The organism is Escherichia sp. WS33 (assembly GCF_046486385.1).
GTDB lineage: Bacteria > Pseudomonadota > Gammaproteobacteria > Enterobacterales > Enterobacteriaceae > ECMA0423.
The window spans coordinates 42,209-68,607 of record NZ_JBJQLJ010000003.1; the positions used below are offsets into that span (position 1 = coordinate 42,209).

Here is a 26,399-nt window from a genome sequence, read left to right on the forward strand (position 1 = left end):
TTATCTAAAAAGATAATACATGCTTTATAGTGATTAATGCCCTGTCTTTTTCAGCATTCAGGTTTTCATTATTAATTTCTTTACAAATAAGATCATCAATCGACAAGTTAAATATATTGGAATAACCATCAAATACTTTAGCGTCAAGAAACATAGTATTGATGAAAGAGTTTATCTTTGGCGAATAGCTAAAAGGTACAATAGGTACAGAATTGATCGAAGCGAATACTATTGAGTGCAAACGCATGCCAATATGAAAGGTAGAATTTTTAAGCAAGTTAACTGAATCAACATAATCAGAAAATAATAAATTGAAATTATCAGGAAGCTTAGTCTTTAATTTCTTATGAAAAATATGATCGTTACTTTCAGGCATTTGGTGCATTGAAACAAAAACTATATCTTTAATGTTATGATGTTTAGCTATTTTAATTATTGCACACGTGAAATTTTCAATATATCCAACATCATTAGCATAGGCATAATGACCCGAAACAGAAATATATCTCCGTTCTATTCCATAAAACTTATTACTTCTTTCTAAAATATCATATAATAATACCAGATCACCACCAAAACCAACCTTTTTGGGGTTTACTAAACTCAGTGCTTTATTGTAAGAATTTACATCACGAAATATTGATAATGTGCTCAATGATAAAGTTATTATGGTCAATACTCTAGATAAGGATGAATTTAATTTTCCTAAGCCAATACCGAGGAAAAAATTCTTTTTACGGAACAACACACAAAATAAAGAAATTACGAATAGAAGAAACAAACCAGAATATCCAGTGTTATTATCTTTATAAAAACAGGTACCCCCTCCCCATATTAATTTATCAGATTTAAGAATAGATTTCAGAAACTCCACCTTATTCTTTATCCCTGCTAATGGGTGAAAAACTACACCATCAATTTTGTCTATTTCTTGATAGTTACCATATACATTTATAGTTTCATATTTTTTAGTTGATTTAATCTCCTTAAGACAGACATCAAGCATTACATCATCACCGAGATTATTGAAGCCGTAGTAACCCCATAGAGTAATTTCATTTTTTTTGTTCATTTTTGCACATCGTAATAAGATAAACCCAGCCTGAAAGTCTTGACAAGAGGACAGCACATGCCATTCCTGTTTCCCCCATGTAAAATAGAAGTGGGAAAGAACCAAATGCAAGAACGGAAAGTTGGGATATTTTTAAATAGAGTAATCTATTATTAGATTGATGATATAACTCACTTTCTTTGTCGGTAAAGTAGAGGCCAATGGCATACGCAACAGCTAAAATGTACATAATGTTTGTGGCATCTTTATATTGCTCATCATAGAGTATTGTAATTACATATTTTGAACATAAAAGATAACCTAATATTATAAAAATAATCAATCTAATCTTATGTTTATTTCGTACATGATTCGTACCCACTTTTACCAAAACTGACGTGACAGATGAATTGAGTAGGGGAATTAACATACATAATGTACTAGCTATAAAATAATCAGCTGCGTTTAGCCCTACATAATTAATAATAAGCACATCAACGCGCATTAACAATGCGACAATTGCAGTAATGAGATAAAACTTAAACAGTAAATTAAACTCTGTTCTAAAATTTACACCATCCTTATAGAGTCTGAGCTTAATATTTCGTCCAGAAATCATATAAATAATAGAGACTATGTAAGCAATAGCTAAAGCCCACAATGCATAAATAACATTTTCGGGATGAAGAATGACAGCAAACAGAACAAAATTTAGCTTAACGAAATTGCAAAGTATATTGTTAAATGAATATCGCCCCCAAAGCTCATCAATTTGATTAAAAACATTTAATATTTTGTGGACTGTAATCAAAAATGAAGCAAGTAAACAAATTACACCACCAATACTCCAATATGCATATAAGATAGGAGATATTACAATAAATAATATACACATCAAAAATATTGCATGTGAGGAAAGAACTTCGCAGTAATGTCTGCCTTTCTTCTTGTATAACACAACTAATGAGGAAGAAAGACCAAATTCAAACACAGCACTAAGTATGACTGTACTGTTGATAAAAACTGCAAACTGAGTAAATTCTCTTACTATTAGATATTTAGCTGCAATAATATTTACAAAAAAAGTTAATACTGCAGATAACAAGCCACCGGCAAATGTTATTAATATGGATTTATTCATTTTTATGTTAGAAATGGCGAGCATCAGTCAAGCATGGCAGGATTACATCCTTAGTCGAGAGAATGAATTCCATGTTATTTTCTGGCCATTTAATATTAATTTGTGGATCATTCCAGATTATACCAGCCTCAGCTTCTTTACAATAAAAGTTCGTTGTTTTATATGCAAACTCTGCATTTTCACTTAAAGTTAGAAAACCATGAGCAAAACCCTCTGGGATCCAAAGTTGACGTTTATTTTCTGCTGACAACCGTACACCAACCCAATGCCCAAACGTAGGGGACATAGTTCGAATATCAACAGCGACATCAAATACTTCGCCAACAATACAGCGAACTAGTTTCGCTTGCGCGAACGGTGGCAATTGATAATGTAAGCCTCTAAGCACTCCCTTACTCGATCTTGAATGATTATCCTGTACAAATTCAACGTGGCGATTCACAACATCGTCAAATAACTTCTGATTGAAGCTTTCAAAAAAGTACCCACGCTCGTCACTAAATATCTGTGGCTCAATAATGAGTACTTCAGGAATTTCAGTTTTTATAACATTCATGCTCATAGTTCTTTAACCATATTCAATAAATATTTCCCATATGTATTTTTTTTTAGCGGCTTCGCAAGGAGTTTAACCTGCTCCGCATCAATAAAACCTTTTCTGTAGGCAATTTCTTCCGGGCAAGAAACTTTCAACCCCTGACGTTCTTCGATTGTAGAAATAAAGTTACTTGCTTCAATTAAACTTTGATGTGTCCCGGTATCCAGCCATGCATAACCGCGTCCCATCATCGTTACAGAAAGACGACCTTGCTCAAGGTAGATTCGATTAAGATCTGTTATTTCATATTCACCACGAACTGATGGTTTTAAACTCTTAGCTATCTCTACTACGCCTCTATCGTAAAAATATAGGCCAGTAACAGCATAGTTACTTTTAGGTATTAATGGTTTTTCTTCTAAGCTAATAGCTGTCCCAGATTTATCAAACTCAACGACACCATAGCGCTCTGGGTCAGTCACATGATAAGCAAAAACCGTTGCCCCCGTATCTTTAGCTACAGCATTTTCAAGCTGTTTTGGCAAATCGTGGCCATAAAAAATATTATCGCCAAGAATCAGTGCACAACTGTCACCATCAATAAACTCTTCGCCTATGATAAACGCCTGAGCTAATCCATTTGGGCTTGGCTGTACTTTATACTGAAGATTTAATCCCCATTGACTACCATCACCTAATAATTGTTCAAAGCGAGGCGTGTCTTGTGGGGTACTTATAATTAAGATATCTCTAATCCCTGCTAACATTAATGTTGATAGCGGATAATAAATCATTGGTTTATCATATATTGGCAAGAGCTGTTTGCTTACCGCCATGGTTACAGGATACAGACGAGTACCCGAACCACCAGCAAGAATAATACCTTTACGAATTGTCATTTATATACTCTTTATGTGGTGAATTGTTTTTTTAATCTTAAAACACCAGTAAGTTAAATCTTCTCTATAGTGAATAATTCGTTAATCATTCGTTTAACACCGATATTCCACATAGGTAATGTCAAGTCGAAACATTGCTGAAATTTTTCCGTATTTAAGCGGGAATTAAGAGGACGCAGTGCTGGTGTCGGATAGCAGGTGGTCGGAATAGCATTTAATTTTTTGATTGCCAATTGGATACCTGCTTTTCTTGCCTCGGAAAAAATAAGAGAAGCATATTCATACCAAGTTGTCGTACCACTAGCAACCAGATGGTACAAGCCTGCAACTTCCGGTTTATTTAATGCAACACGAATAGCATGTGCCGTACAATCAGCTAGCAACTCTGCGCCCGTTGGCGCGCCAAACTGATCATTAATAACGGCTAGTTCTTCGCGCTCTTTTGCCAGACGCAACATCGTTTTGGCGAAGTTATTTCCTTTACCTGCATAGACCCAGCTGGTCCGAAAAATAAGGTGCTTCGCACAATGCTCTTGTAATGCTTTTTCTCCGGCTAACTTGGTTTCTCCATAAACGTTCAGCGGTGCGGTTGCATCCGCCTCCTGCCATGGTATTTCACCTGTTCCCGGAAATACGTAGTCAGTAGAGTAGTGAATAACCCAGGCACTGACCTCATTGGCTGCTTTCGCAATCGCTTCAACACTTGTCGCATTGAGTAATTGTGCAAATTTGGGTTCTGACTCAGCCTTATCTACTGCGGTATGAGCAGCAGCATTAACAATAACGTCAGGACGAATTTTTTTTACGGTTTCAGCCACACCTTCGGGGTTGCTGAAATCACCACAATAATCAGTGGAGTGAACATCAAGAGCAATCAAATTACCCAAAGGTGCCAGAGCACGCTGTAGTTCCCAACCTACCTGCCCTGTTTTGCCGAAAAGGAGAATATTCATTACTGGCGGCCCTCATAGTTCTGTTCAATCCACGATTGATAGGCACCACTTTTCACATTATCAACCCATTTTGTATTGGACAGGTACCATTCCACTGTCTTCCGAATCCCGCTCTCAAACGTTTCCTGTGGTTTCCATCCCAATTCGCGACCAATCTTCTCAGCATCAATGGCATAACGGCGATCGTGTCCCGGACGATCGGCAACATAAGTAATTTGCTCGCGGTAAGATTTCTCTTTCGGTACAATCTCATCCAACAAATCACAAATAGTGAGCACTACATCGATGTTTTTCTTTTCGTTGTGTCCACCAATGTTATAAGTTTCACCCGCTTTACCTTCGGTTACGACGGTATATAACGCACGTGCATGATCTTCAACATACAGCCAGTCGCGAATTTGATCCCCTTTACCATAAATAGGCAATGCCTTACCTTCCAGAGCATTAAGAATTACTAGTGGAATCAATTTTTCCGGAAAGTGATAAGGACCGTAGTTATTCGAACAGTTAGTCACAATGGTCGGTAAACCATAGGTACGTTTCCACGCACGGACTAAATGATCGCTGGATGCTTTTGATGCGGAATAAGGGCTGCTTGGCGCGTAAGCTGTCCTCTCAGTAAATAAGGGTAATTCTTCGTTATTATTTACTTCATCTGGATGAGGCAAATCACCATATACTTCGTCAGTAGAAATATGATGAAAACGGAAGCTATTTTTCTTGTCGCTATCAAGAGCAGACCAGTAATTGCGAGCGGCTTCTAAAAGGACATAAGTACCAACTATATTGGTTTCAATAAATGTCGCAGGGCCTGTAATGGAACGATCCACATGGCTTTCAGCAGCCAAGTGCATCACTGCATCCGCCTGATGCTGAGCAAAAATCCGTGCCATTGCAGCTGCATCGCAAATATCTGCATGTTCAAGAACATAGCGTTTAGAATCAGAAACATCAGCAAGCGATTCCAGGTTTCCGGCGTACGTTAATTTATCGACATTAACAACACTATCCTGCGTATTTTTTATAATGTGACGAACTACAGCAGAACCAATAAATCCTGCGCCACCAGTAACAAGTATTTTCATAATTTATGAAGATATCAATTTAGAGATGATTATTTTAGATGATGTACCATTGCCATATGGGTTATGTGCAAAACTCATTGCATTATAAGCTTCTTTGCAATCCAACAGCTCATTTACTTCGCGAACGATGTTTTCTTTATTCGCACCGACCAGTTTAACTGTGCCCGCCTTAATAGCTTCGGGACGTTCTGTGGTTTCCCGCATAACCAAAACAGGTTTACCTAAAGATGGAGCTTCTTCCTGAATACCTCCCGAATCAGTTATAATCAGATAAGAACGGTCCATTAAATATATAAACTGCAGGTACTGCTGCGGTTCAATCAAGTGAATATTTTCAATTCCCGAAAGAATTCTATTCACAGGTTCTTGTACATTAGGATTCATATGTACAGGATAAACTATCTGTACATCGTCATGATTTTTTGCAATTAATGCTAATGCTTCACAAATGTTTTCAAATCCTCTGCCAAAACTTTCACGACGATGACCTGTGACAAGAATTATTTTTTTATCGTTCTTTAGAAAAGAAAATTGATTATCTAATTTTGCTCTAAGACTTAAATTTTTATCTATTTTGTCTTTTACCATATGTAGAGCATCAATAACAGTATTCCCAGTAACAGTAATTTTATACTCAGGACACCCTTCTCTTAATAAATTTATTTTTGCTGTTTCCGTTGGAGCGAAATGATATTCTGCTAACACTGATGTTAACTTACGATTCGCTTCCTCTGGCCAAGGTGAATAGATATTTCCTGTCCGCAACCCAGCCTCTATATGCCCAATGACTATTTGTTCATAATATGCAGCCAAGCTAACTGCAAATGTAGTTGCTGTATCACCGTGAACAAGCACAATATCAGGATTATAGTTCTTTAGAATTGATTTGATGTGAATTAAAATAGAGGAAGTAATATCATTTAATGTTTGACCCGTCTTCATAAGATTCAGATCGTAATCTGGTTTAATATTAAACAAATCAAGAACTTGATCCAACATTTCACGATGCTGCGCTGTTACACATACTTTCAGTTCTAATTCGGGATTCTTTTTTATTTCATGCACAAGAGGAGCCATTTTGATTGCTTCTGGTCTTGTACCAAAAACAACCATTATCTTTTTAATCACTTTTGTTATCTCTTTAATTATAGTTGAATACGATTAAAGGATTACAACAGAACCTAATAATCTCGCATTCAACGGATTGTCTCAATCTAATTACCCACGCTACCGCCCCTGGCTTTACAGCTACCAGAGCACTGCATGCATGTCTACGATGTGACGAGCGTTACCCACTCGCGCTAAACCCGAAAAATTCAAACGCTAATTGTCTTACCAATCCGCTCTGGAAACAAGGAAAATCCTGGAAAACTTTGACTAAAATCCTATTGCTAACTCGTTGTTATTCTGATTGTTTATATAAAACAACGGCAGGAATATTCGCAACAAATTACTTTCGCCACGAATCTTCACTGCCGTTACAATTTTCTTATCAACCGTTACATCCGGTCAGATTTTCATTATTCGCTTAACAGCTTCTCAATCCCTTTACGGAACTTCGCCCCTTCTTTGAGGTTGCGCAGTCCATACTTCACAAATGCCTGCATATAACCCATTTTTTTACCACAGTCGTAACTGTCGCCGGTCATCAGCATGGCATCAACAGACTGTTTTTTCGCCAGTTCGGCAATGGCATCAGTCAGTTGGATACGTCCCCATGCACCTGGCTGAGTGCGTTCCAGTTCCGGCCAAATATCGGCAGAAAGCACATAACGGCCCACGGCCATGATGTCTGAGTCCAGCGTCTGCGGCTGATCCGGTTTTTCGATGAATTCAACAATGCGGCTGACTTTACCTTCGCGGTCCAGCGGCTCTTTGGTCTGGATGACAGAGTATTCAGAGAGGTCACCCGGCATACGTTTTGCCAGCACCTGGCTGCGGCCCGTTTCGTTGAAGCGCGCAATCATGGCAGCAAGGTTGTAGCGCAGCGGGTCGGCGCTGGCATCGTCGATCACAACGTCCGGCAGTACCACGACAAACGGATTGTCACCAATGGCAGGTCGTGCACATAAAATGGAGTGGCCTAAACCTAAAGGTTCACCCTGACGCACGTTCATAATAGTCACACCCGGCGGGCAAATGGACTGTACTTCCGCCAGTAGTTGACGCTTCACGCGCAGTTCAAGGAGAGATTCTAATTCATAAGAGGTGTCGAAGTGGTTTTCGACCGCGTTCTTGGACGCGTGAGTTACCAGGAGGATTTCTTTGATCCCTGCAGCCACAATCTCGTCAACAATGTACTGAATCATTGGCTTGTCGACGATCGGTAGCATCTCTTTGGGAATCGCCTTAGTGGCAGGCAACATATGCATCCCAAGACCCGCTACAGGAATAACTGCTTTTAAATTCGTCATTATTTCATCCACCTGTAAAATGGTTGCTGAATTATAGCGTGTTCGATTTTTTTCGCCAGCATCAATTACCCTGAATTGATTACTGAATTACTTGTGATGTTACGCCGCTTCGTTGTGGATTGCAGTAGCATTGTTCCTAAGTATGGCTCCATTTTTCCAGGAATTGTCGCAAATCTACTCCCTCCGTTCCGGCAATCTAAAGTTAATCTTTTCCACATTAACAATATGGTGATTTATCCTGTCGATATCGACGGAGCTTTGCCCTTTTTCATTCACCGCATGAACATATGCAAGTGACAGCAGTGTTTCTTTTTTCGCCATAAAGACGCCGCGAACGTCTTTACGCATGTCGAAGTTCATGCTCAATGCTGGTCCAACAGAGGATTCCTGCATCACTTTGATATTACGCATAAAAAGGTGTTGCGGTTTGTTGTGTAACTCCAACGAGGCACGCTTCATCTCAATGTTAGTCAGTGCCACAAAGGAGACAGCATTCCCGGCAGAGATTTGGATGCCGCGCAATTTATAAGCAAGGTGGGTATTATCCAGTTGAATATTATTCACTCGGAAATTTTGCGGTATCGAGAGATATTTGCCTTTAATTACCCCATAGCCGATTAACATCCCGGCGCTATTAATCATTTCAATATTATCAATCACGAAATTGTCACAACCGTAAATAGCGACTGTGGCGTTATCAATACCTGCTTTCTTACTGAAATCCGGCGTGATATTGCGGGCTTTGATATTACGAATAACAAAATGTTTACCATTTTCAACATGGATCAACTGCCGACAATCCGATCCCGTGATATTCGCCACGACAAAGTTTTTCACTGCCTGGTCTTCCGGGTAGTTGTTATCGTAGGTACTACCCGAAAGACCTATGCCGATGCCCCAGTTGATTTTGTCGTTAGTACAGTTGATGCGCTCGATGATGTGGTCGGAGATCAAAATATCACTGTCGTTAATCGCCACGTTCCATTCAATAGCGTCCCCCTGTAAGTCGCTGAACTTACAATTGGTGATGTTGGCACCGATAATCTGGTTATGAAATCCCTGGCGTAAGATGGCGTAATTAGCGTGGCTGACAGTGAGGTTATCGATGGTCAGGTTGCGCATGACCCGTTTGTTTTTGCCGCCGATATAAATCTGCGTTACCGGGCCAAAGCCGCTCATAGTCAGCCCTTTGATGGTGCAGTCAGAGCCACGCACATCCAGGGTGATGTTATGCATACTGCCGCCCTTCTCCCCTGTCACCTGGCTGCCGTCCTGTAAGACAAATCGCCCTCTGCCGTTGCCGCGCAGGCTTCCAAGAATGTGTAACGTTTTGCCAGCAGGAATGAAGATGCCGGTGTTGATATTGTCACAAACGAATCCGCCAGGCACGACGACTGTTTGCCCTTCGCTGAAGGCTTGTTTAAATGAGGCGATCCAGTCGTGAGGGTTGTAGTCGTTAATGTTAACGCTTTGTCGGGCGGGAAGCGCGCGGGCGAAAGGGGTATGGAGGAAGGCAAGCGCCGAGCTTGCCGTCAGGAAGGTGCGTCGGGAGAGTTTTTTAAATGGCATACGTTCTCCTCTATAAAGCTTGCAGCAAGCTGGCGAGTTCTCGATTAATCACCTGCTGGTTAAAATCGTGTTCGACTTTTTCGCGCGCACGTTTGACGACCGGAGCCAGTTCGTCGGTATCCAGTTGGCTAAACGCCGCCAGACGTTGTGCCAGTGCGCGAGCATCGTTCTCAGGCACCAGCCAGCCGGATTTATCGGCCTCAACCAGTTCTGGTATTCCGCTATGCAGAGTTGAAACAACCGGAATGCCGACCGCCATTGCTTCCATTAGCGCCACCGGAATACCTTCCATATCGCCATCCGCACCCGTTATCGATGGCAACAGGAAGACATCCGCGTCGTCGAGCATCGCTTTCACTTCATGGCTCGGTTTAAAGCCCGGCATCTCTACCACATCTTCCAGTTGATATTGTTCGATGAGCGTGCGCAGGCGTCGTTCCCACGGGCCAATGCCGAGGATGCGATAGCGAAATGCCACGCCCTGCTCTTTCAACTGACGGCAGGCTTCGATCGCCACATGCAGGCCTTTTTTCTCGGTTAAGCGTGCGACGGAAATAATCTCCAGCGGCGTTGCGGGCGCTTTCACGGGACGCGGGCTAAAGCGCGTCATATCTACGCCCATGCGCGATACGGCGATTTTTTCCCTCGGGCAGCCCATTTTTTGCAGCCTTCCGGCCCACAGATCGCTTATCGGTAACATCAGGTCGCCACGGCGAAACAGTTGCTGATATTCGGGAGTGTAGTGGTTGAGCACTTCCCGACTGGAGATATCAATGCCGTGGAAAATGGTGGCAATTTTGCCGCGAATGACACCCAGTTCCCGTAGTTTTGCTGCGGTTACCCCCGCAGGGCCAAAATGAGCGATGAACACATCGGCATGAAACGGTGTTGCGACCTGGCCGCAAATGGCAGACAAAATCAGGTTCCGCGACTCGGCACCATAGCGTTTGAGGTTGAGCGCCTGCCAGGTATTTTTACGATGAATGCCGCGTAAGGTCTGGCTGGCGCGGTGGCGCAGCTTCGCCACTTTGCCCGTAGGTTCATCCTGTAACCAGCGGGTTCTGGCAGCAAGGTTGTATTTCGTCCATGCCGCGTGGGTGTTTTGTGTGTCGCCTTTTTGCAGCGCGACAATCTCCACCTCAAAGCCCATATCAATAAACGCGGTAATTTGATTGAGGACGAAGGTTTCCGACGACAGCGGAAATTTCAGTAAAAAGAAGCCGACCTTCATTTCACCTCCCCGATGCGCTCAAGCACAGATTGCACCATCTGCATTCCCGTCTGACGTTCACGACTGACGGCTTCGTTAAGTCGTGCGTTCAGCGCCGGAAGCTGGCCTAAGGTATCCGCAACCATCGCTTGCAGGCTGCCGTCTAATAAATGACGGATATCAATTGCCATCTCCGGTAGTCCCAGCTGCTGCATAATCCCGGCGGATTTATGTTCATAGTTGATGGCAATCGCCGGAGTAGCAAAGTTCATTGAGATAATGGCGGAGTGCAGGCGCGTACCGACGGTGAGTTCACAGGCACCGAGAATTTTGCCCATTTCCAGATCGTTAAGTTCATCCATCACTACGTGATAACGGGCAGGATCACTGATGTGCTGGCGCAGGTTGAGCGCCACCATGCGGTCGTCTTTGTTATAGCTGTCGATACCCGTACAGGTGGAGAGCGCAATAACCTGATAGCCTTCGTCGAGAATGCGATTGACCACCCCGGCAAAGGCTTTTTCATACGCTTGTTGAGTGGTGCCGAGACGTTTGTCGAACGGTGCCAGTTCGCGCAGGGTAATTGCCACCGTTTTCTGTTGTGCGGCAACGTCCAGCCAGTGTTGGACGGCATAGCTGGCGGTGAAATCTTCGGTGTGGTGATCGACCAGCCACGCAGTATCGACGCCATGTTCCACTTTTGCAGTGGTGATATTGCTGCGTTTCATCAAATCAAGGCTGACCGATTCGCGCAGGATCAGCGCGTCACAGTGACCAAAAACATAGTTCGCCAGTTGGTTAAATTGCTCATCCTGGAACGGGCCAACACTGTGACCAATCATAAACAGCGGCTTTTTCGCCATAAACGTGCAAAGTGCATGTTCAAACTGTGGCACGCCGTAGAGATCGACAAAAAACGATCCGCCGACCTGAATAATGGCGTCGTAACCTGACAGCAGGCGCACGAAGTCAGTGAATCCCTGGGCGATGGCGATATTACGCAACTTGCCAGTGTCGGTGACGCGCGAGAGCAGTACCTGATGCTGGTAGCGGCGACGGAGGACTTTTTTAACGCGCCCGACAACGCCCGCCGCGCTGTTGTGTTGTTTCATTTGCAGGAACAGCGGATCACCCATTACCGGGCGGTTGAGCAGCCAGGAAGAACTGACCGGATAGCGGCTCATCACGTCCACTTCGGTATGTGGATTGAGGATGTTGATGGCATCAAGTAAGCCGCGCAAGATGGCGCTGTCGCCACGATTGCCGCAAGTGTGGTTGCCCAAAATAAGTAATTTCATTTTTTCCTCATAAATTTGATGCCAAGTGAGGCTGTGTTTGTTGTGTTCGTTGCCGTTTTTTGCCTGATGCGACGCTGGCGCGTCTTATCAGGCCTACAAGACCCGAGCACAGAACCGTAGGCCGGATAAGGCGTTCACGCCGCATCCGGCATTCAGTGCCTGATGCGACGCTGACGCGTCTTATCAGGCCTACAGGTCCCGAGCACAGAACCGTAGGATGGATAAGGCGTTTTACGCTGCCCCCGGCAACCGTTGTCGGAACCGAAAACAACAACTCACCCCGCCCGTAAAAGCATTTTCATTTTTTCGCTGCGACAAAACTGGCGCTTCACTTCCACCACCAGCGGATGGCGCGACAGCACAATCATCACCACAAACGCCAGCACGCCCGCGGCTATTTGCACCGCCAGTAGCATCCCCAGCGCCAGTTGCCCTTTCAGCACAATGCCCAGCGCATAACTGACCACCAGCGTCGGCAGCGAGAGATAAAACGGCAGCCATAAACTCAGGATGTACTGGCGATAACTGGAACCAAGAACCGGTTTAATCATCACGAAGTAACTCAGAATGGTGTTGATAATCTGCACCAGCAGGAAACCGAGCGTGACGCCGATTGCGCCCGCCATCTGCCCACCAATAACAATCGCCGGAATAAACAGAAATGTTTTGAATACGTTGAATTTAAAGCTGATATCGACCCGCGCTTTCGCCATCAGCAGCGAACCAATCGGGTTACCTACGGAGCGCAGCAGACCCACCACACACAGCAATTGCAGCACCGGAATAATGCTGTTCCACTTCTCACCAAAGACCAGCGGTACAAAGTTATTCGACACCACCATCAGCCCCAGCAGAGCCGGAAAGTTGATAATCCCCACTACCGACAGCAGCTTGTAGAAGTTAACGCGCAGCTTTTCGGTGTCGTCCTGAATTTTGGCGAATGCCGGAAACAACACGCGGGTGATGATTGGGTTCAGCTTCATCGGTGGCACAACGGCCACGTTGTACGCCAGGTTGTATCCCCCTGCCACGCCCGCGCCGAGAATACGCGCCAGCACCAGCGTTGAAAGGTTGGTGTTGAGATAGTTGATGATGCTGTCCGCCGTCAGCCAGGCACCAAAACGTAAGTTTGGTGCCACCGACGCCAGCGAGAAATGCAGACCGGGGCGATAAATTTTGCGACCAAAGTAGCCAAACAGCAGCGTTCTCACCGCACTATTGACCAGATAACCGAAGATCGCGGTCATCGCCAGCGGCCAGAAATGGGCGCTAACCACCGTAAAAGTGAAGCCCGCCAGCACCGCGCTGGTTTCGATCATGCCGATTTTGTTGAACTCCAGCTCCTTCTGCATCAACGCACGAAATTGTTGCCCGTGGGGGATCACCACAAACGCCAGCGACAATGTTTTAATCAACGGTGCCAGGTCTGGGTTATTCAGCACGTCACCAATGGCATCACTCAACAAAAACACCGCCACGCACACCACAAGCCCCAGCCCGACGTTCAGCCAGTACAGCGTGGTGAGTTCAAGGTGGCTGATTTCTTTTCGCTGAATAATCGAGTTAGCGATACCGAAGTCAGAAAGCGTATCTGCCAGCGCGATGATCACCAGCGACACGGTAAGCAAACCGAACTGGTGGTTGTCGATAATCCGCGCCAGCACGGTCATCTGCACCAGCCCGAGGCCGATGATGATCACCGTGGCAATCGCCGACCACTTCGCGCCGCTGATGGTTTTTTCACGTAAGCTCATATCAATATGCCGCTTTGTTAACGAAGCCTTTGAATACCGTCAGGAAAACGATTTTGATATCGAACCAGACGCTCCATTCGCGGATGTACTCAAGGTCGAACTCGACGCGTTTTTCCATTTTCTCCAGTGTGTCGGTTTCGCCGCGCCAGCCGTTAATCTGCGCCCAGCCGGTAATGCCCGGTTTCACCTTATGGCGCAGCATGTAGCCTTCAATGAGCTGGCGATACTGTTCGTTATGCGCCACCGCGTGCGGACGTGGCCCGACAATCGACATCCCGCCGGTCAGCACATTGATAAACTGCGGCAATTCATCCAGCGAGGTGCGGCGCAGAAAGTTCCCCACTTTGGTGACGCGCGGATCGTTCTGCGTCGCCTGGGTCACTACTTTGTCGTTCTCCATCACTTTCATGGAACGAAACTTCCACACTTTGATCGGCTTGCCATCCATGCCATAGCGAGTCTGGCGGAAAATAACCGGCCCAGGTGAACTGAGTTTCACCGCCAGCGCAATGCAGCACAGCACCGGGGAGATCAGCAGCAGGATAAGCGTCGCCAGCACAATGTCTTCCGCACGTTTGAGCAGGCGGTTAACCCCGGAAAGCGGCGTGTCGTAAAGCGGCACCACCGGAACGCCGTTCATCTCTTCAAGACGTGAATGGAGAATGTTGAAGGTAAAGACATCGGGGATCAGCAGCACCGAACAGGTGGTGTCCGCCAATTGATGGACCAGTTTTTTCACTCGCGCGCCGTCGCACATTTGCATCGCGATATAGACGTTATGAATCTTGCCCGCTTTTGCATCCTCGACCAGCTGTTGCAAGTTACCCGCCCAGTCGTTAGAAACGCCGCCCGGTTTCGGGTCGTGGTAAACGCCCACCACTTCAAACCCTAACCACGGCTGGTTACGGAAGCTCTCCATCAGCATTTGCCCGGCGGCTAAATCCCCCGCCACCGCGACCATGCGCTTGTTATAGCCATGATTACGCAGCCAGCCCGCCCCAATGCGAATACACGAACGGCAAACCACCAGTCCGATACTGGTCAGCCCATACCACGCCAGCCAGATTTTCAGTTGCGTGTCGAAATCATTGTTGAACGCCACCAGTCCTGCGCTGAAAATCACGCTTAAGGTCCAGTTTTGTAGCAACAGAGCAAATTCTGTCGCTGCCCGAACACCGCGCCATGAGCGATAAAAATCGGTGATGCCGCCCAGCATCTGGAACACCACCAGCGTAATCAGCGCCACCAACAGGTGCATGTAGAGGAATGACAGTCCGCTCACTTCGCAAACCAGCCATAGCCCGGCAAACATGATGGTGATATCTGAAAAGCGTTGCACCATAGAGATTAACGATGCATTGGTTTTCGCTCGCTCGCGCTTTTTTAGATTTGTCATCGTTGTTCCTGTTATTTGCCCCTTACCCGCAATGGGGTAAGGGAAGATCCGACATTACTCGTTCAGCAACGTCAGCAGAGTTCGTGTTCGCGCTTCCATCAGCGGCACATCACCGCGCGATTCCACATTCAACCGCACCACCGGTTCGGTGTTGGAGGAGCGCAGATTAAAGCGCCAGTCGGCAAAGGTCATGCTGATGCCATCGGTGCGATCCACCGCCAGCGCCTCACGGCTAAAATGCTGTTCCACGCGGTTAATCGCCTCAACGGGTTGCGCCAGTTTGCTGTTGATCTCACCGCTTGCCGGAAACGCCGCCATCCGATCGCGCACCAGTTCGCCCAGCGTTTTTCCTTTCAGACACACCAGTTCGGCGACCAGCAGCCAAGGGATCATGCCGCTGTCGCAGTAAGCGAAATCACGGAAGTAATGGTGGGCGCTCATTTCGCCACCGTAGATGGCGTCTTCCTTGCGCATACGTTCTTTAATAAAGGCGTGTCCGGTTTTCGACATTACCGGCGTGCCACCTGCGGCAGTCACCACATCAACGGTGTTCCAGGAGAGACGTGGATCGTGGATGATCTTCGCGCCGGGATTTTTTTCGAGGAATGCTTCTGCCAGCAGGCCGACAATGTAATAGCCCTCGATAAACTGCCCTTTTTCGTCAAACAGGAAACAGCGGTCAAAATCGCCATCAAAGGCAATGCCCATATCCGCGCCGTGTTTGATGACCGCATTGCGGGTGTCGTCGCGACATTCCGGTAGCAGCGGGTTAGGAATACCGTTGGGGAAATTGCCGTCCGGTGTGTTGTGTACTTTGATTAATTCCACGGGCGCGCCGAGGGCTTTAAAGCGGGCTTCAATGGCGTCCACCACCGGACCCGCTGCGCCGTTCCCGGAGTTGATCACCAGCTTGAGCGGCGTGAGGTTTTTGACATTGATATAACCGAACAGGTGATCAACGTAAGCGTCACGCAGATTGATTTGCTGATAGCGACCGCGTTTGGTTGCATCAACGGGAGGAAAGTCGTTGGCTTCTGCCAGACGCTGGACATCGCGCAGTCCGGTATCGCCGCTGATCGGGCGAGCCCCTTCGCGCACCAGTTTCATGCCGTTGTAATCCATCGGATTATGGCTGGCAGTAACTTCAATGCCGCCATCCACGCCGAGATGGAACGTGGCGAAATAGATCTCTTCGGTGCCGGACATGCCGATATCCAGCACATCGACGCCCGCATCCTGTAAACCTTTTGCCAGCGCCAGTTTTAAGGTTTCGCTGGTGAGACGGACATCACCGCCTAACACAATGGTTTTCGGTTTGAGAAATTCGCCATAGGCACGACCAATGCGCCAGGCAATATCTTCATTCAGTTCTTCGCCTAATTTCCCGCGAATATCATAGGCTTTAAAGCAGGTTAATTTTTTCATGTCGTTACCCTTTTTCAGGCAATAGTTGGCCCTGACCGAAACGGCCAATTTTGTTTTTGTCGTTATTTACATCTCGGTTTCGCATTCATTGCCTGATGCGACGCTGCCGCGTCTTATCAGGACTACAAACCCGAACCGTAGGTCGGATAAGGCGTTCACGCCGCATCCGACAAACAGCGCCTGATGCGACGTTTACACCCGTCCGTAGCGATCCGCGAAGCGCACCACATCATCCTCTTCGAGATAAGAGCCGGAGCGCACTTCAATTAAATCGAGCGGAATTTTCCCCGGGTTTTCCAGGCAGTGCGTCGCCCCCAGCGGAATATAAATGGACTCGTTTTCACCAAGCAGTTTGATATCACCGTCAATGGTGACTTTTGCCGTTCCCGCAACCACCACCCAGTGTTCCGCGCGGTGATGGTGCATCTGTACCGACAAACCCTCGCCCGGTTTCACGGTGATGCGTTTCACCTGGTAGCGGTCGCCCGCGTCGATAGAGTCATATTTGCCCCACGGGCGATAGACTTCGCGATGCACCCGATGCTCATGGCGACCATCGGCTTTGATCTGCTCGACCACTTTTTTCACATCCTGCACCGCGTTACGGTCGGCAATCAGCACTGCATCTTTGGTCTGCACTACCACCAAATCTTTCACCCCGACGGTGGTGACCAGGCCAGATTCGGCGTACACATAGCTGTTTTCAGTTTTGTGATTAATCACATCTCCGTGGCAAACGTTGCCCTCGGCGGTGTGGGCGCTAATTTCCCATAATGAGGACCAGGAGCCGACATCGCTCCAGCCCGCATCCATCGGTACCACAACGGCATCTGCCGTACGTTCCATGACCGCGTAATCCACCGACTCTTCCGGGCAGGCGAGAAACGCTTCTTCATCCACACGAATAAAATCAAGATCCGGATCGACGGCGCTCATCGCTTTTTCACAGGCATCGAGAATATCCGGGCGATATTTTTTCAGTTCTTCGAGATAGCGTCCGGCGCGGAACAGGAACATGCCGCTGTTCCAGTAATATTCGCCACTTGCCACATAGGCCTGGGCGGTTTCCAGATTCGGTTTTTCGACAAACTGCGCCACTTCAAAGGCCACCGTATCCTGCTCACCCGCAGACACTTCACCGCGACGAATATAGCCATAACCGGTTTCAGGTAGATCCGGCACAATGCCAAAGGTCACCAGCTTGCCCGCTTCGGCATATGGCATGGCATTACGCACGGCGGCACGGAACGCGTCTTCATCGGCAATCACATGATCCGCCGCCAGCACCAGCATTAACGGGTCGTTCTCCGGGCTATGACGTTTTGCCGCCAGCGCCGCCAGCGCAATGGCCGGTGCAGTGTTACGCCCTGCAGGTTCGAGAATAATGTTCTCGGTGAGTTTGTTCAGTTGACGCAGCTGTTCCGCGACAATAAAGCGGTGCTGCTCATTGCAAATCACCACCGGGCTTTCGCACTCCACGCCGTTCAGGCGGCAGATGGTGGTTTGCAGCATGGTGAGATCGCCTTTCAGGCATAAAAACTGCTTGGGGTAAAGTACGCGGGAAAGCGGCCATAAGCGGCTACCGGAGCCACCTGCCATCACAACTGGATAGAGTTTCGACTGCGCCATAATTATCCCCGAATATCATTTATAAATTGACGTAACACGTTCTCTTTATCGAGCGTGCGTTCAGCATATTCACGTGCCACCGTGTTGTGTTTGGGCAGCAGGAGCGCCTGACGAATCCCCGCCACCAGCGCCTCGACCGATTCCGGTTCAACGCAAACCGCAATGCCCGGAAAGGTTTCGCAAAGCTGCCCCAGTTCTGTGTGGGCTTCTGCGGTAATCACTGCGTTACCGCCTACTGCCAGAATATTGGTCAGTTTCGACGGCAATACGGCATCTGCCGCGCCGCGTTTTTGCACCACCAGATGGCAATCGCCCATCTTCAGCAGTGCGGGTAAAGCGTCATACGATTGCAGCGGGAAAAATTGCATGTTGCGCAGTCCACGCTGCTGCGCCATTTTTTCCAGCCGCGCTTTGCCGCCGCCCTGCCCGACAATGGCAAAAATCAGCGGTTCATCGCGCAGACGATCGGCAGCTTCAATAACGTTTTCCAGCCCCTGCTTTTCACCAATATTGCCGGAGTAAAGAATGATTTTTTTGTTATCCGGCAGGCCAAGCTGGTTACGAAGGGCATCAACATCGGCATCTGCAACATGCTGAAAACGGGCGATTTCCGACCAGTTGGGGAAGAAGATGACGTTTTCCGCCGCCACGCCTTTTTCGATGGCTTTATTCATCATCGAACGCGAAATCGTGGAGACGTTATCGACGTTATGCAGTCCGCTACGCTCGAACGCCGTTGCCAGCTGTGCCACTTTGCCGCCTTTGCCTTTTCCGGCAAGGCCCAGCCCCAGCATGGCGTCCACTTCGTAATCCTGAATATGCAGCACGGTACGCGCGCCAGAGAGTTTCGCCAGCAGGCGCATTCCCGGCGTGCAAAACAGCGTTGGTACCACGCCAATAATGCGATCCGGCTTCCAGCGACGTTGCGCCATCAGCGGAAAGAAACTGCTGACGGCAAAACTGCCGAGATGCAACAGGCGTTTCAGGGTGCTCGGCTGTTTTGGCACATACAGCGGGCAGCGCCACACCGTGGCGGCCCCCTCTTCTCGTTTGTAGCGCCAGGCGGAATAGTTCTCACCCACCTGCCACTGCGGGTAGTAAGGCGGTGCGGTAATAACCCGCACCTCATGACCTTGTGCCGCCAGCCATTCCACCATCTCTCCGGTGTATTTGCCGATGCCGGTTAACTCCGGCGAGTAGTTAATGCCGTAGACCAGTATTTTCATAATCCGGGTACTCCGGCACGCTTCTCAGCGAGAAAATAGGCGCGGCTGTTAGCGTGAACATTGTCACTGGCGAGCAGTGCGTCCGGCGTCAGCCAGCGGTAATCGTCATGCTGCTCATCCGGCAGTAACAGTTCTTCTTCCGCTACTCTGAAGCGAAAACCGAGCACCACATAGTGAGTGGTGAAATCCGTGCCAGAGAAGTTATCGTCATAAAAGTGCTGCCAGACACCGTAAAACTGGCCTGCTGTTATCGGCAGACGCAGCCCCAGTTCCGCCATCGTCAGCCGCTCAAATGCGGCTTCCAGCGTTTCGTCTTTCTGCACGCGCCCTCCCGGCACAAACCAGTAACCCTGCGCCGGGCGGTTGGTTCTTTTGCCAAGCAGAAATTCGCCGCGACTGTTCTCGACAATAAAGTCGAGAGAGACAAGCGGGGTGGAGCGCACTACCGTGGCAAAGTCTTCCTGACGTAAAAACATCATTACCCCCGAAAGCGGTCTTGATTCTCAAGGAACCACTGGTAAGTGCTGGCAAGCCCCGCTTCCAGTGAGATTTCGTGATACCAGCCAAGCTGATGCAGGCGCGTCACATCCAGCAGTTTGCGCGGCGTGCCATCCGGTTTGCTGGCATCAAAAACCACCCGGCCTTTGTAACCCACCACTTTGGCGATGGTTTGCGCCAGCTCGCGGATAGTGCAGTCAACGCCCGTGCCGACGTTAATGTGCGACAACATCGGCTGGGTGTTTTCCAGCCAGACTTCGTGCGCCAGCTCCATCACATGAATGCTTGCCGCCGCCATATCATCGACGTGCAGAAATTCACGCATCGGTGTACCGCTGCCCCACACCACCACGTCCGGCGCATTCTGTGCCGTCGCCTCGTGGAAGCGACGCAGCAATGCTGGGATCACATGCGAATTACTCGGGTGGAAGTTGTCATGCGGGCCATACAGGTTGGTCGGCATGACCGAGCGGTAATCGCGTCCATACTGGCGGTTGTAAGATTCGCACAGTTTGATCCCGGCGATTTTGGCAATGGCGTAAGGCTCGTTGGTCGGCTCCAGCGTGCCCTGCAACAACTCGCTTTCTGCCATCGGCTGTTTTGCCAGTTTCGGGTAGATGCAGGACGATCCGAGAAACAGCAGTTTGTTCACGTCGTTCTGATGCGCGGCGTGAATGATGTTGCTCTCAATCATCATGTTCTGGTAGATGAAATCCGCCGGATAGGTGTTGTTGGCGACAATGCCGCCCACTTTCGCCGCCGCCAGATAGACCTGGTCAATGCGTTCGCTGGCAAAGAAATCATGCACCGCGCGGCTGTCCAACAGGTTCAGTTCATCGCGGGTGCGTAATACCAGCTCCACATCACCGCGCTGTTCGAGCTGTCGCCTGATGGCGGAACCGACCATCCCGCGATGGCCAGCGATAAAAATGCGTTGTTTACTCATGCTTATGACTCCAGCGCGATCGCCACGTCGTAGCCGTGAGATTTCAGCAGAGAGTGTTTTTTCGCCGCTTCGAGGTCATTAGCCACCATTTCAGACACCATCTCTCTGAGGGTGATTTCTGGTTTCCAGCCCAGTTTTTCATGCGCTTTGGTCGGGTCGCCGAGCAGCGTTTCAACTTCTGCCGGACGGAAGTAACGCGGGTCAACGGCGATAATCACATCGCCCGGTTTAACGCCCGGCGCGTCATGCCCGGTGACGGAAACCACAATGCCCTTCTCTTCAACGCCCGTGCCTTCAAAGCGCAGTTTGATGCCCAGCTGTGCTGCCGCCATTTCCACGAACTGACGTACGGAGTACTGAACGCCGGTCGCGATAACGAAATCTTCCGGCTGTTCCTGTTGCAGCATCATCCACTGCATTTTTACGTAGTCTTTGGCATGGCCCCAGTCACGCAGGGAGTCCATATTGCCGAGGTACAGACACGACTCCAGCCCCTGGGCGATGTTGGCGATTGCGCGGGTGATTTTGCGGGTAACGAAGGTTTCGCCGCGGCGCGGGGATTCATGGTTAAAGAGAATACCGTTACAGGCGTACATGCCGTAGGATTCGCGGTAGTTAACCGTGATCCAGTAGGCGTACAGTTTGGCGACCGCATATGGAGAGCGCGGGTAGAACGGCGTGGTTTCTTTCTGCGGAATTTCCTGCACCAGACCGTACAGTTCAGAGGTGGAAGCCTGATAGAAACGGGTTTTCTTTTCCAGACCGAGGAAGCGGATCGCCTCGAGCAGGCGTAGCGTACCCATCGCATCGACGTCTGCGGTATATTCCGGTGACTCAAAAGAAACCGCAACGTGGCTCATTGCGCCCAGGTTGTACACTTCATCCGGCTGCACTTCACGCAAAATGCGCGTCAGGTTGGAGGTATCACTCAGGTCGCCATAATGCAGATGGAATTTCGGGTTGCAGGTGTGCGGATCCTGATAAATGTGATCCACGCGCTCGGTGTTGAATGACGATGCACGACGCTTAATACCATGTACCTCGTAACCTTTTTCCAGCAGAAACTCTGCCAGGTAAGAACCGTCTTGTCCGGTTACACCGGTGATGAGAGCGACTTTTGACATGTCTTATTCCTCTGTATTTTTTGAATTTATTCAGTTTCAACGCGTTCGCGTATCACCACTGCGGGATTCCCCCGGCAAACCACATTTGCCGGAAGCGATTTAAAAACACTGCTTCGCGCCCCCACGACGGTGCCGTCGCCGATCGTGACGCCAGGGGCAACAAAAACATCTGTCGCCAGCCAGCATTTCTCGCCAATCACAATAGGCGTGGCGTTAATGGTGAAATGTTGACTTGCATGGTCGTGGCTACCGGTGCATAAATAACTTTTTTGCGATATCACCGAATGTGCGCCAATGGTTATTTCACCGAGGGTATATAAATTGACCTCATCGCCGACCCACGCGTAATCACCTAAGGTTAATTTCCACGGATAGGTAATTTTTACTGACGGACGAATAACTACGTTTTTTCCTATTTTTGCGCCGAATGAACGTAATAAAAATGCCCGCCAGCGATACAATACTTGTGGCGACCAGGCAAATAATGTTGCCTGTACTGCCCACCACAATTGCACTTTAATAGCGTTGCCGCCCCGGAACCCTTTCGGTACCGAGAAACCGCTTAAATCTTGCATCGTTTTCCCTTATATTCAGCTTTTGTTATATAAGGCTTTCGTCTTTGAGGTAGTACGTTGGCGTAAATGCCAGGATAATTCTGCCCAGAAGCCAGGCACATGTAATATTTGCCGTTGGACTTTTTTGGCGTCAGCACACAATTCCATATTATTGGTGGTAGATACCCCACCCATGGAAAATTCAGACACCAGGCCATTGAGTTTTTTAAATGCATAACCGGCTTTATACATTTTGGCTGCCAGCGCGTAGTCGGAAGAAACTTTATATTCCAGGTCATAACGCCATTTTTTCAAGCCGGATACAGGGAAAAATATCGCCTGATGACTGGCGGGCAGGCTGTGATAAATATACCAGCCCGGTTTGGCGCTACGTTTAATTTTATGCCCGTCGCCAAAATCCAGCAGCGCATCGCCGGTGATCATCATGTTATCTTTTTGCATTTTTAACTTACGGACAAAATTTGCGGCATCCTGATGAAAAATATCGCCCGAATTGAGAAACAACGCGAACTTGCCTTGTGCCATCGTAATGCCTTTGTTCATGGCGTCGTAGATACCGTTATCTGGCTCGCTGACAAAGCGTAGGTTATAGATACCATTGAGATTTTCCAGATACTCACGGGTGCCGTCATTGGAACCGCCATCGACAACAATCCATTCGAAGCTGATATCTTCCGCCTGCGCCAGATGCGCCAGCGAGGCATGTGTTTTGACTATCCCTTCGAGGTTACGAAACGCGACAGTGATTATGCTAAGCAACATGTTCTTATTCTTACCTCGTAATATTTAACGCTTTTCGCAAAATAAACGGACAGACGATTAAAAATGCATATTCCGGGCTAAATATCGAACCGGTAAAAAACAGCGACACCGGAGTAAAAAGATATAATTGCACGCGAAAATTGCGGTTATCACCAAAAGCGTTGATCATCATTTTTATCACTTTCCCCATGTACCACAGCGATAAAAACACTGCGAACCAGGAAAAATAAATAATCAGCAGATACAAACCATTGTCTATGGTTTTTCCGACATCCGCACCGTTAAATATTCCGAATGATGCGACATATTCATAAAGTGAGCCAAATCTGACTACACCGTCAATATGGGTCAAAGAATAACCGACCATCACCAGCGGACCGACAATACGATAATACGATGACGATCCTTCCGTACCTAAATCGCCCAGACGGGTGGAAATATAAGGAAACGCGATTACCACACCAACTAGGAATACAGCCAGAGAAATCAATGCCAACGGTAACTTTTTCTTAATCGCCTCTTTATTCAGATATTGAAATGCCCACTCCAGCAAATAAAACAGGATAAAGGTCATAACCCCTGAAAACGATCCGGATAATATTATCCCTGCGAGAATCATAGCATCGGTTTTAGGCGTTTTGATACCAAACTGTTTGATGCTGAGCCAAATTGAGATTAATGCCAGAGCGAAAAATGCCGGTTCGAAATAAAGTGCTGTCGTGCGCTTGCCGCCGAATTTAATGAAATTCAGCACATAGCTGTTGCTGTAAATCAGATATTTCGAAATCGACTCCATAATACTGCTGCCACCGGTGAGGATAATTTGCGCCATCTCCACTGCCGCCAGCGCCACCACCAGCCCGACCACCAGATAAAAGAAACGTAATATCTTGCGATGGTTGTGTGGCGAAATCGTTTTAAAACGAATACTCCACACCATGCCAATAATGATCACAATATAGACAAACAGCATGGTTGAAGTGACGTATTTACTGGCATCCAGCGACTGACCAAACAGATAGTTAAACGCCGTGAGTCCCGCACCAATCCCTAAGGCAATCATCAATTTTTTAACGCTGATGCGTTCTAAAAACAGCAGTAACAAGACAGGTAAAAAAGTGACGATGGTGATGGGGAAACTTTCGCCAAGCTGGGCGATTTTGACGTTAACCAGCAGGTAGATCAGCGGCAGCAGCAGGTAGCTACAGATTCTGATAGAAGTTGACATACTCCTCCAGCATCTGTTGTCCACTGTAGGCGGCGCGGCTGCGTTGGCTGAACTCAGCCAGCGTGGTACCAAATATCGCCTGCGCGATTTCCGGTTTGCTTAACTGCACCAGTTGCAGCACCTCTTCTTCGCTGACGGTTTTACCGCCGGATTTTTGCAACACTTCCCGCGCCGCATCGCTATGGGTGGCAATCACCGGCACGCCAATCGATAGCGCCTCACACAAAATCAGCGGGTAGTTATCGACGCGAGAACTGAACACCAGCGCATCCATCTGATTGAGCGCGCTCATCAACTTGCGCTTGTCAGTTTCAAAGCCGTGATTAACCACGTTGCCAGCGGTGAACGGCGAGAACTTACCAAAGGTATGCAGTTCGATTTTGTCGCCCAGCGCCATCATCTCGCGCACCAGTTGCTGGTTAGTTTTGCCGTCGTAACGCAGGTCATGCGCCACCACCGCGATTTTCGGCTTACCCTGGGTTTCGCGCACCGGAGGCAAGTCCGCCAGAATCGCTTCGGTTGCCATATCAATGCCATTATTGATAATCCGGCAACGCCCTGGACCGTACAGGCTATTGAAAGCGTCAGCCACATGCTGGCTGGGGGAAATAAACTGACAGCCCAGCGCCAGCATCTCACGGAATAACTGGCGTTTGCCCGCCACCAGCTGGTGTGCGCGATCAATCTTCACCGGCGGATAATTAATTAAGGTCGGGCATTTCTGGCAGCCCGTTTTCCAGCCTTCACAACCGTCGGTAAAGGCGCAGCGCCCGGTAACGCTCCAGTGGTCGTGCAGCGTCCAGACCAGAGTGACATCCGGTTTGTGGTTTTTCACCTTTTCGCAAAAGCGCACCACGCTCTTAAGATTTAGCCAGTAGCTGTGCAGCACATGAAAATGCAGGACCACCGGACCCGGTGTACGAGTAATGGTGCGATATAACTCATTGAAATTGCCAAACAGATCGCGATTAAACAGACGAAACAGGGCAATGTTCGCCATCGCGGTCATCCGCGGCGTATGTTTGATGACCTGCGGATAGTTCTGATGGCTGACGCTCTCTTTGCCGCCTTTGCCGTAGCCGTAGACAAAATGTGACGCCAGCCCCTGTTGCAGCGCACGCTGGTGGAGATCTAACGCCACACCTGCTGCCCCGCCTTCCGCCAGTCGCACATTAAATTGCAGAATATTCATTTGATTACCTTCACTCGCGCTTTTTCTCCCACCACCAGCGCGTTGTCCGGGACAGAGTCAAGCACCACGCTGCCCGCGCCCACGGTGACGTTGTTACCAATCGTGATATCACCAAGAATAATAACGTTGGCACCGAGTTCGACGCCGTTGCCAATGTGTGGACATGCCATGTTTTCGGCACCACGATTGCCGATAGTGACGCCGTGGCGAATGGTAAAATCATCCCCCGCTACTACGTTTTTATTGATCACTACGGCGTAACCGTGATGGATAGTAAAGCGGCGGCCAATGGTTGCGGCGGCCTGGATTTCATAACCGAAAAAGCATTCGGTGATAATGCGATACAGCACCAGCAGCGGGGCCGCCCACAGATTGTTGAGGACGTTCTTTTTGCGCCACACCGAACAAAAATGAGCAACGCGATAGGCAAGAACCATGCAGCACGGGCGTAAACTCCAGCTGTTGGCGCGCAGATCTTCCAGCATC

At 48.2% G+C, this 26,399-nt stretch carries 24 protein-coding genes; all 24 read right to left on the minus strand.

Features of this window, described 5'->3' with window-relative positions; genetic code table 11:
• Nucleotides 1–4 precede the first annotated feature (4 nt).
• The 24 genes from ACJHXA_RS03700 to wcaB all read right to left on the minus strand — a co-directional run bounded on the left by ACJHXA_RS03700 (nucleotide 5) and on the right by wcaB (nucleotide 26,398).
• A complete protein-coding gene (locus ACJHXA_RS03700) occupies nucleotides 5–1,072 on the minus strand; it encodes a polysaccharide pyruvyl transferase family protein (RefSeq protein WP_096841652.1) in 1,068 nt (355 codons plus the stop codon).
• Nucleotides 1,056–2,216 (minus strand): lipopolysaccharide biosynthesis protein, encoded by a 1,161-nt coding sequence (locus ACJHXA_RS03705; RefSeq protein WP_033553772.1) that lies wholly within the window; start codon nucleotides 2,214–2,216, stop codon nucleotides 1,056–1,058. The genes ACJHXA_RS03700 and ACJHXA_RS03705 overlap by 17 nt, the downstream gene beginning before the upstream one ends.
• Entirely contained in the window at nucleotides 2,200–2,748 is a 549-nt protein-coding gene (gene rfbC / locus ACJHXA_RS03710; RefSeq protein WP_033553773.1) for a dTDP-4-dehydrorhamnose 3,5-epimerase, read from the minus strand. Before rfbC ends, ACJHXA_RS03705 begins: the two co-directional genes overlap by 17 nt.
• 2 nt (nucleotides 2,749–2,750) lie before the next feature.
• Nucleotides 2,751–3,629 (minus strand): glucose-1-phosphate thymidylyltransferase RfbA, encoded by an 879-nt coding sequence (rfbA, locus tag ACJHXA_RS03715; protein WP_103756980.1) that lies wholly within the window; start codon nucleotides 3,627–3,629, stop codon nucleotides 2,751–2,753.
• 53 nt (nucleotides 3,630–3,682) lie between these two features.
• Nucleotides 3,683–4,582, minus strand: coding sequence for a dTDP-4-dehydrorhamnose reductase (rfbD, locus tag ACJHXA_RS03720; protein WP_033553776.1), 900 nt, complete (start codon nucleotides 4,580–4,582; stop codon nucleotides 3,683–3,685).
• Complete coding sequence (gene rfbB / locus ACJHXA_RS03725) at nucleotides 4,582–5,667, minus strand: dTDP-glucose 4,6-dehydratase (RefSeq protein WP_112864584.1); 1,086 nt, start codon at nucleotides 5,665–5,667, stop codon at nucleotides 4,582–4,584. The genes rfbD and rfbB overlap by 1 nt, the downstream gene beginning before the upstream one ends.
• 3 nt (nucleotides 5,668–5,670) lie before the next feature.
• Nucleotides 5,671–6,780 carry a non-hydrolyzing UDP-N-acetylglucosamine 2-epimerase gene (gene wecB, locus ACJHXA_RS03730; protein WP_072745518.1) on the minus strand — a complete coding sequence of 370 codons (1,110 nt, stop codon included), beginning with the start codon at nucleotides 6,778–6,780 and terminating at the stop codon, nucleotides 5,671–5,673.
• A gap of 407 nt (nucleotides 6,781–7,187) precedes the next feature.
• On the minus strand, nucleotides 7,188–8,081 hold the full coding sequence (gene galF / locus ACJHXA_RS03735) for a UTP--glucose-1-phosphate uridylyltransferase GalF (protein WP_000183032.1): 894 nt from the start codon (nucleotides 8,079–8,081) through the stop codon (nucleotides 7,188–7,190).
• A 174-nt stretch (nucleotides 8,082–8,255) separates the two neighbouring features.
• Complete coding sequence (gene wcaM, locus ACJHXA_RS03740) at nucleotides 8,256–9,650, minus strand: colanic acid biosynthesis protein WcaM (protein WP_103756703.1); 1,395 nt, start codon at nucleotides 9,648–9,650, stop codon at nucleotides 8,256–8,258.
• A 10-nt stretch (nucleotides 9,651–9,660) separates the two neighbouring features.
• On the minus strand, nucleotides 9,661–10,881 hold the full coding sequence (gene wcaL, locus ACJHXA_RS03745; protein ID WP_032259850.1) for a colanic acid biosynthesis glycosyltransferase WcaL: 1,221 nt from the start codon (nucleotides 10,879–10,881) through the stop codon (nucleotides 9,661–9,663).
• Nucleotides 10,878–12,158, minus strand: a complete 1,281-nt coding sequence (gene wcaK / locus ACJHXA_RS03750) for a colanic acid biosynthesis pyruvyl transferase WcaK (protein ID WP_032191943.1) — start codon at nucleotides 12,156–12,158, stop codon at nucleotides 10,878–10,880. Before wcaK ends, wcaL begins: the two co-directional genes overlap by 4 nt.
• A 275-nt stretch (nucleotides 12,159–12,433) precedes the next feature.
• Nucleotides 12,434–13,912 carry a colanic acid undecaprenyl disphosphate flippase WzxC gene (gene wzxC, locus ACJHXA_RS03755; protein WP_032191945.1) on the minus strand — a complete coding sequence of 493 codons (1,479 nt, stop codon included), beginning with the start codon at nucleotides 13,910–13,912 and terminating at the stop codon, nucleotides 12,434–12,436.
• A gap of 1 nt (nucleotide 13,913) precedes the next feature.
• On the minus strand, nucleotides 13,914–15,308 hold the full coding sequence (wcaJ, locus tag ACJHXA_RS03760) for an undecaprenyl-phosphate glucose phosphotransferase (protein ID WP_000183130.1): 1,395 nt from the start codon (nucleotides 15,306–15,308) through the stop codon (nucleotides 13,914–13,916).
• A 54-nt stretch (nucleotides 15,309–15,362) separates the two neighbouring features.
• Complete coding sequence (cpsG, locus tag ACJHXA_RS03765; protein WP_029397740.1) at nucleotides 15,363–16,733, minus strand: colanic acid biosynthesis phosphomannomutase CpsG; 1,371 nt, start codon at nucleotides 16,731–16,733, stop codon at nucleotides 15,363–15,365.
• 192 nt (nucleotides 16,734–16,925) lie between these two features.
• Entirely contained in the window at nucleotides 16,926–18,362 is a 1,437-nt protein-coding gene (gene cpsB, locus ACJHXA_RS03770; protein ID WP_000079263.1) for a mannose-1-phosphate guanyltransferase, read from the minus strand.
• Nucleotides 18,363–18,364: 2 nt separating this feature from the next.
• Complete coding sequence (gene wcaI / locus ACJHXA_RS03775) at nucleotides 18,365–19,588, minus strand: colanic acid biosynthesis fucosyltransferase WcaI (protein WP_000699727.1); 1,224 nt, start codon at nucleotides 19,586–19,588, stop codon at nucleotides 18,365–18,367.
• The gene (gene gmm, locus ACJHXA_RS03780) at nucleotides 19,585–20,064 is read right to left on the minus strand and encodes a GDP-mannose mannosyl hydrolase (RefSeq protein WP_000479836.1); all 480 of its coding nucleotides are present in this window, start codon (nucleotides 20,062–20,064) and stop codon (nucleotides 19,585–19,587) included. Before gmm ends, wcaI begins: the two co-directional genes overlap by 4 nt.
• A gap of 2 nt (nucleotides 20,065–20,066) precedes the next feature.
• Nucleotides 20,067–21,032: a GDP-L-fucose synthase gene (fcl, locus tag ACJHXA_RS03785; protein WP_000043606.1), complete on the minus strand. Its 966-nt coding sequence runs from the start codon at nucleotides 21,030–21,032 to the stop codon at nucleotides 20,067–20,069.
• Between the two features lie 2 nt (nucleotides 21,033–21,034).
• On the minus strand, nucleotides 21,035–22,156 hold the full coding sequence (gene gmd / locus ACJHXA_RS03790; RefSeq protein WP_000048190.1) for a GDP-mannose 4,6-dehydratase: 1,122 nt from the start codon (nucleotides 22,154–22,156) through the stop codon (nucleotides 21,035–21,037).
• 26 nt (nucleotides 22,157–22,182) lie between these two features.
• Nucleotides 22,183–22,731 carry a colanic acid biosynthesis acetyltransferase WcaF gene (gene wcaF, locus ACJHXA_RS03795; RefSeq protein WP_001153586.1) on the minus strand — a complete coding sequence of 183 codons (549 nt, stop codon included), beginning with the start codon at nucleotides 22,729–22,731 and terminating at the stop codon, nucleotides 22,183–22,185.
• 15 nt (nucleotides 22,732–22,746) lie between these two features.
• Nucleotides 22,747–23,493, minus strand: a complete 747-nt coding sequence (wcaE, locus tag ACJHXA_RS03800; RefSeq protein ID WP_000927071.1) for a colanic acid biosynthesis glycosyltransferase WcaE — start codon at nucleotides 23,491–23,493, stop codon at nucleotides 22,747–22,749.
• Nucleotides 23,494–23,503: 10 nt separating this feature from the next.
• Complete coding sequence (wcaD, locus tag ACJHXA_RS03805; protein WP_000107816.1) at nucleotides 23,504–24,721, minus strand: colanic acid polymerase WcaD; 1,218 nt, start codon at nucleotides 24,719–24,721, stop codon at nucleotides 23,504–23,506.
• Nucleotides 24,696–25,913, minus strand: a complete 1,218-nt coding sequence (wcaC, locus tag ACJHXA_RS03810) for a colanic acid biosynthesis glycosyltransferase WcaC (protein ID WP_001023900.1) — start codon at nucleotides 25,911–25,913, stop codon at nucleotides 24,696–24,698. Before wcaC ends, wcaD begins: the two co-directional genes overlap by 26 nt.
• On the minus strand, nucleotides 25,910–26,398 hold the full coding sequence (wcaB, locus tag ACJHXA_RS03815) for a colanic acid biosynthesis acetyltransferase WcaB (RefSeq protein WP_000888744.1): 489 nt from the start codon (nucleotides 26,396–26,398) through the stop codon (nucleotides 25,910–25,912). The genes wcaC and wcaB overlap by 4 nt, the downstream gene beginning before the upstream one ends.
• Between the last annotated feature and the right edge of the window lies 1 nt (nucleotide 26,399).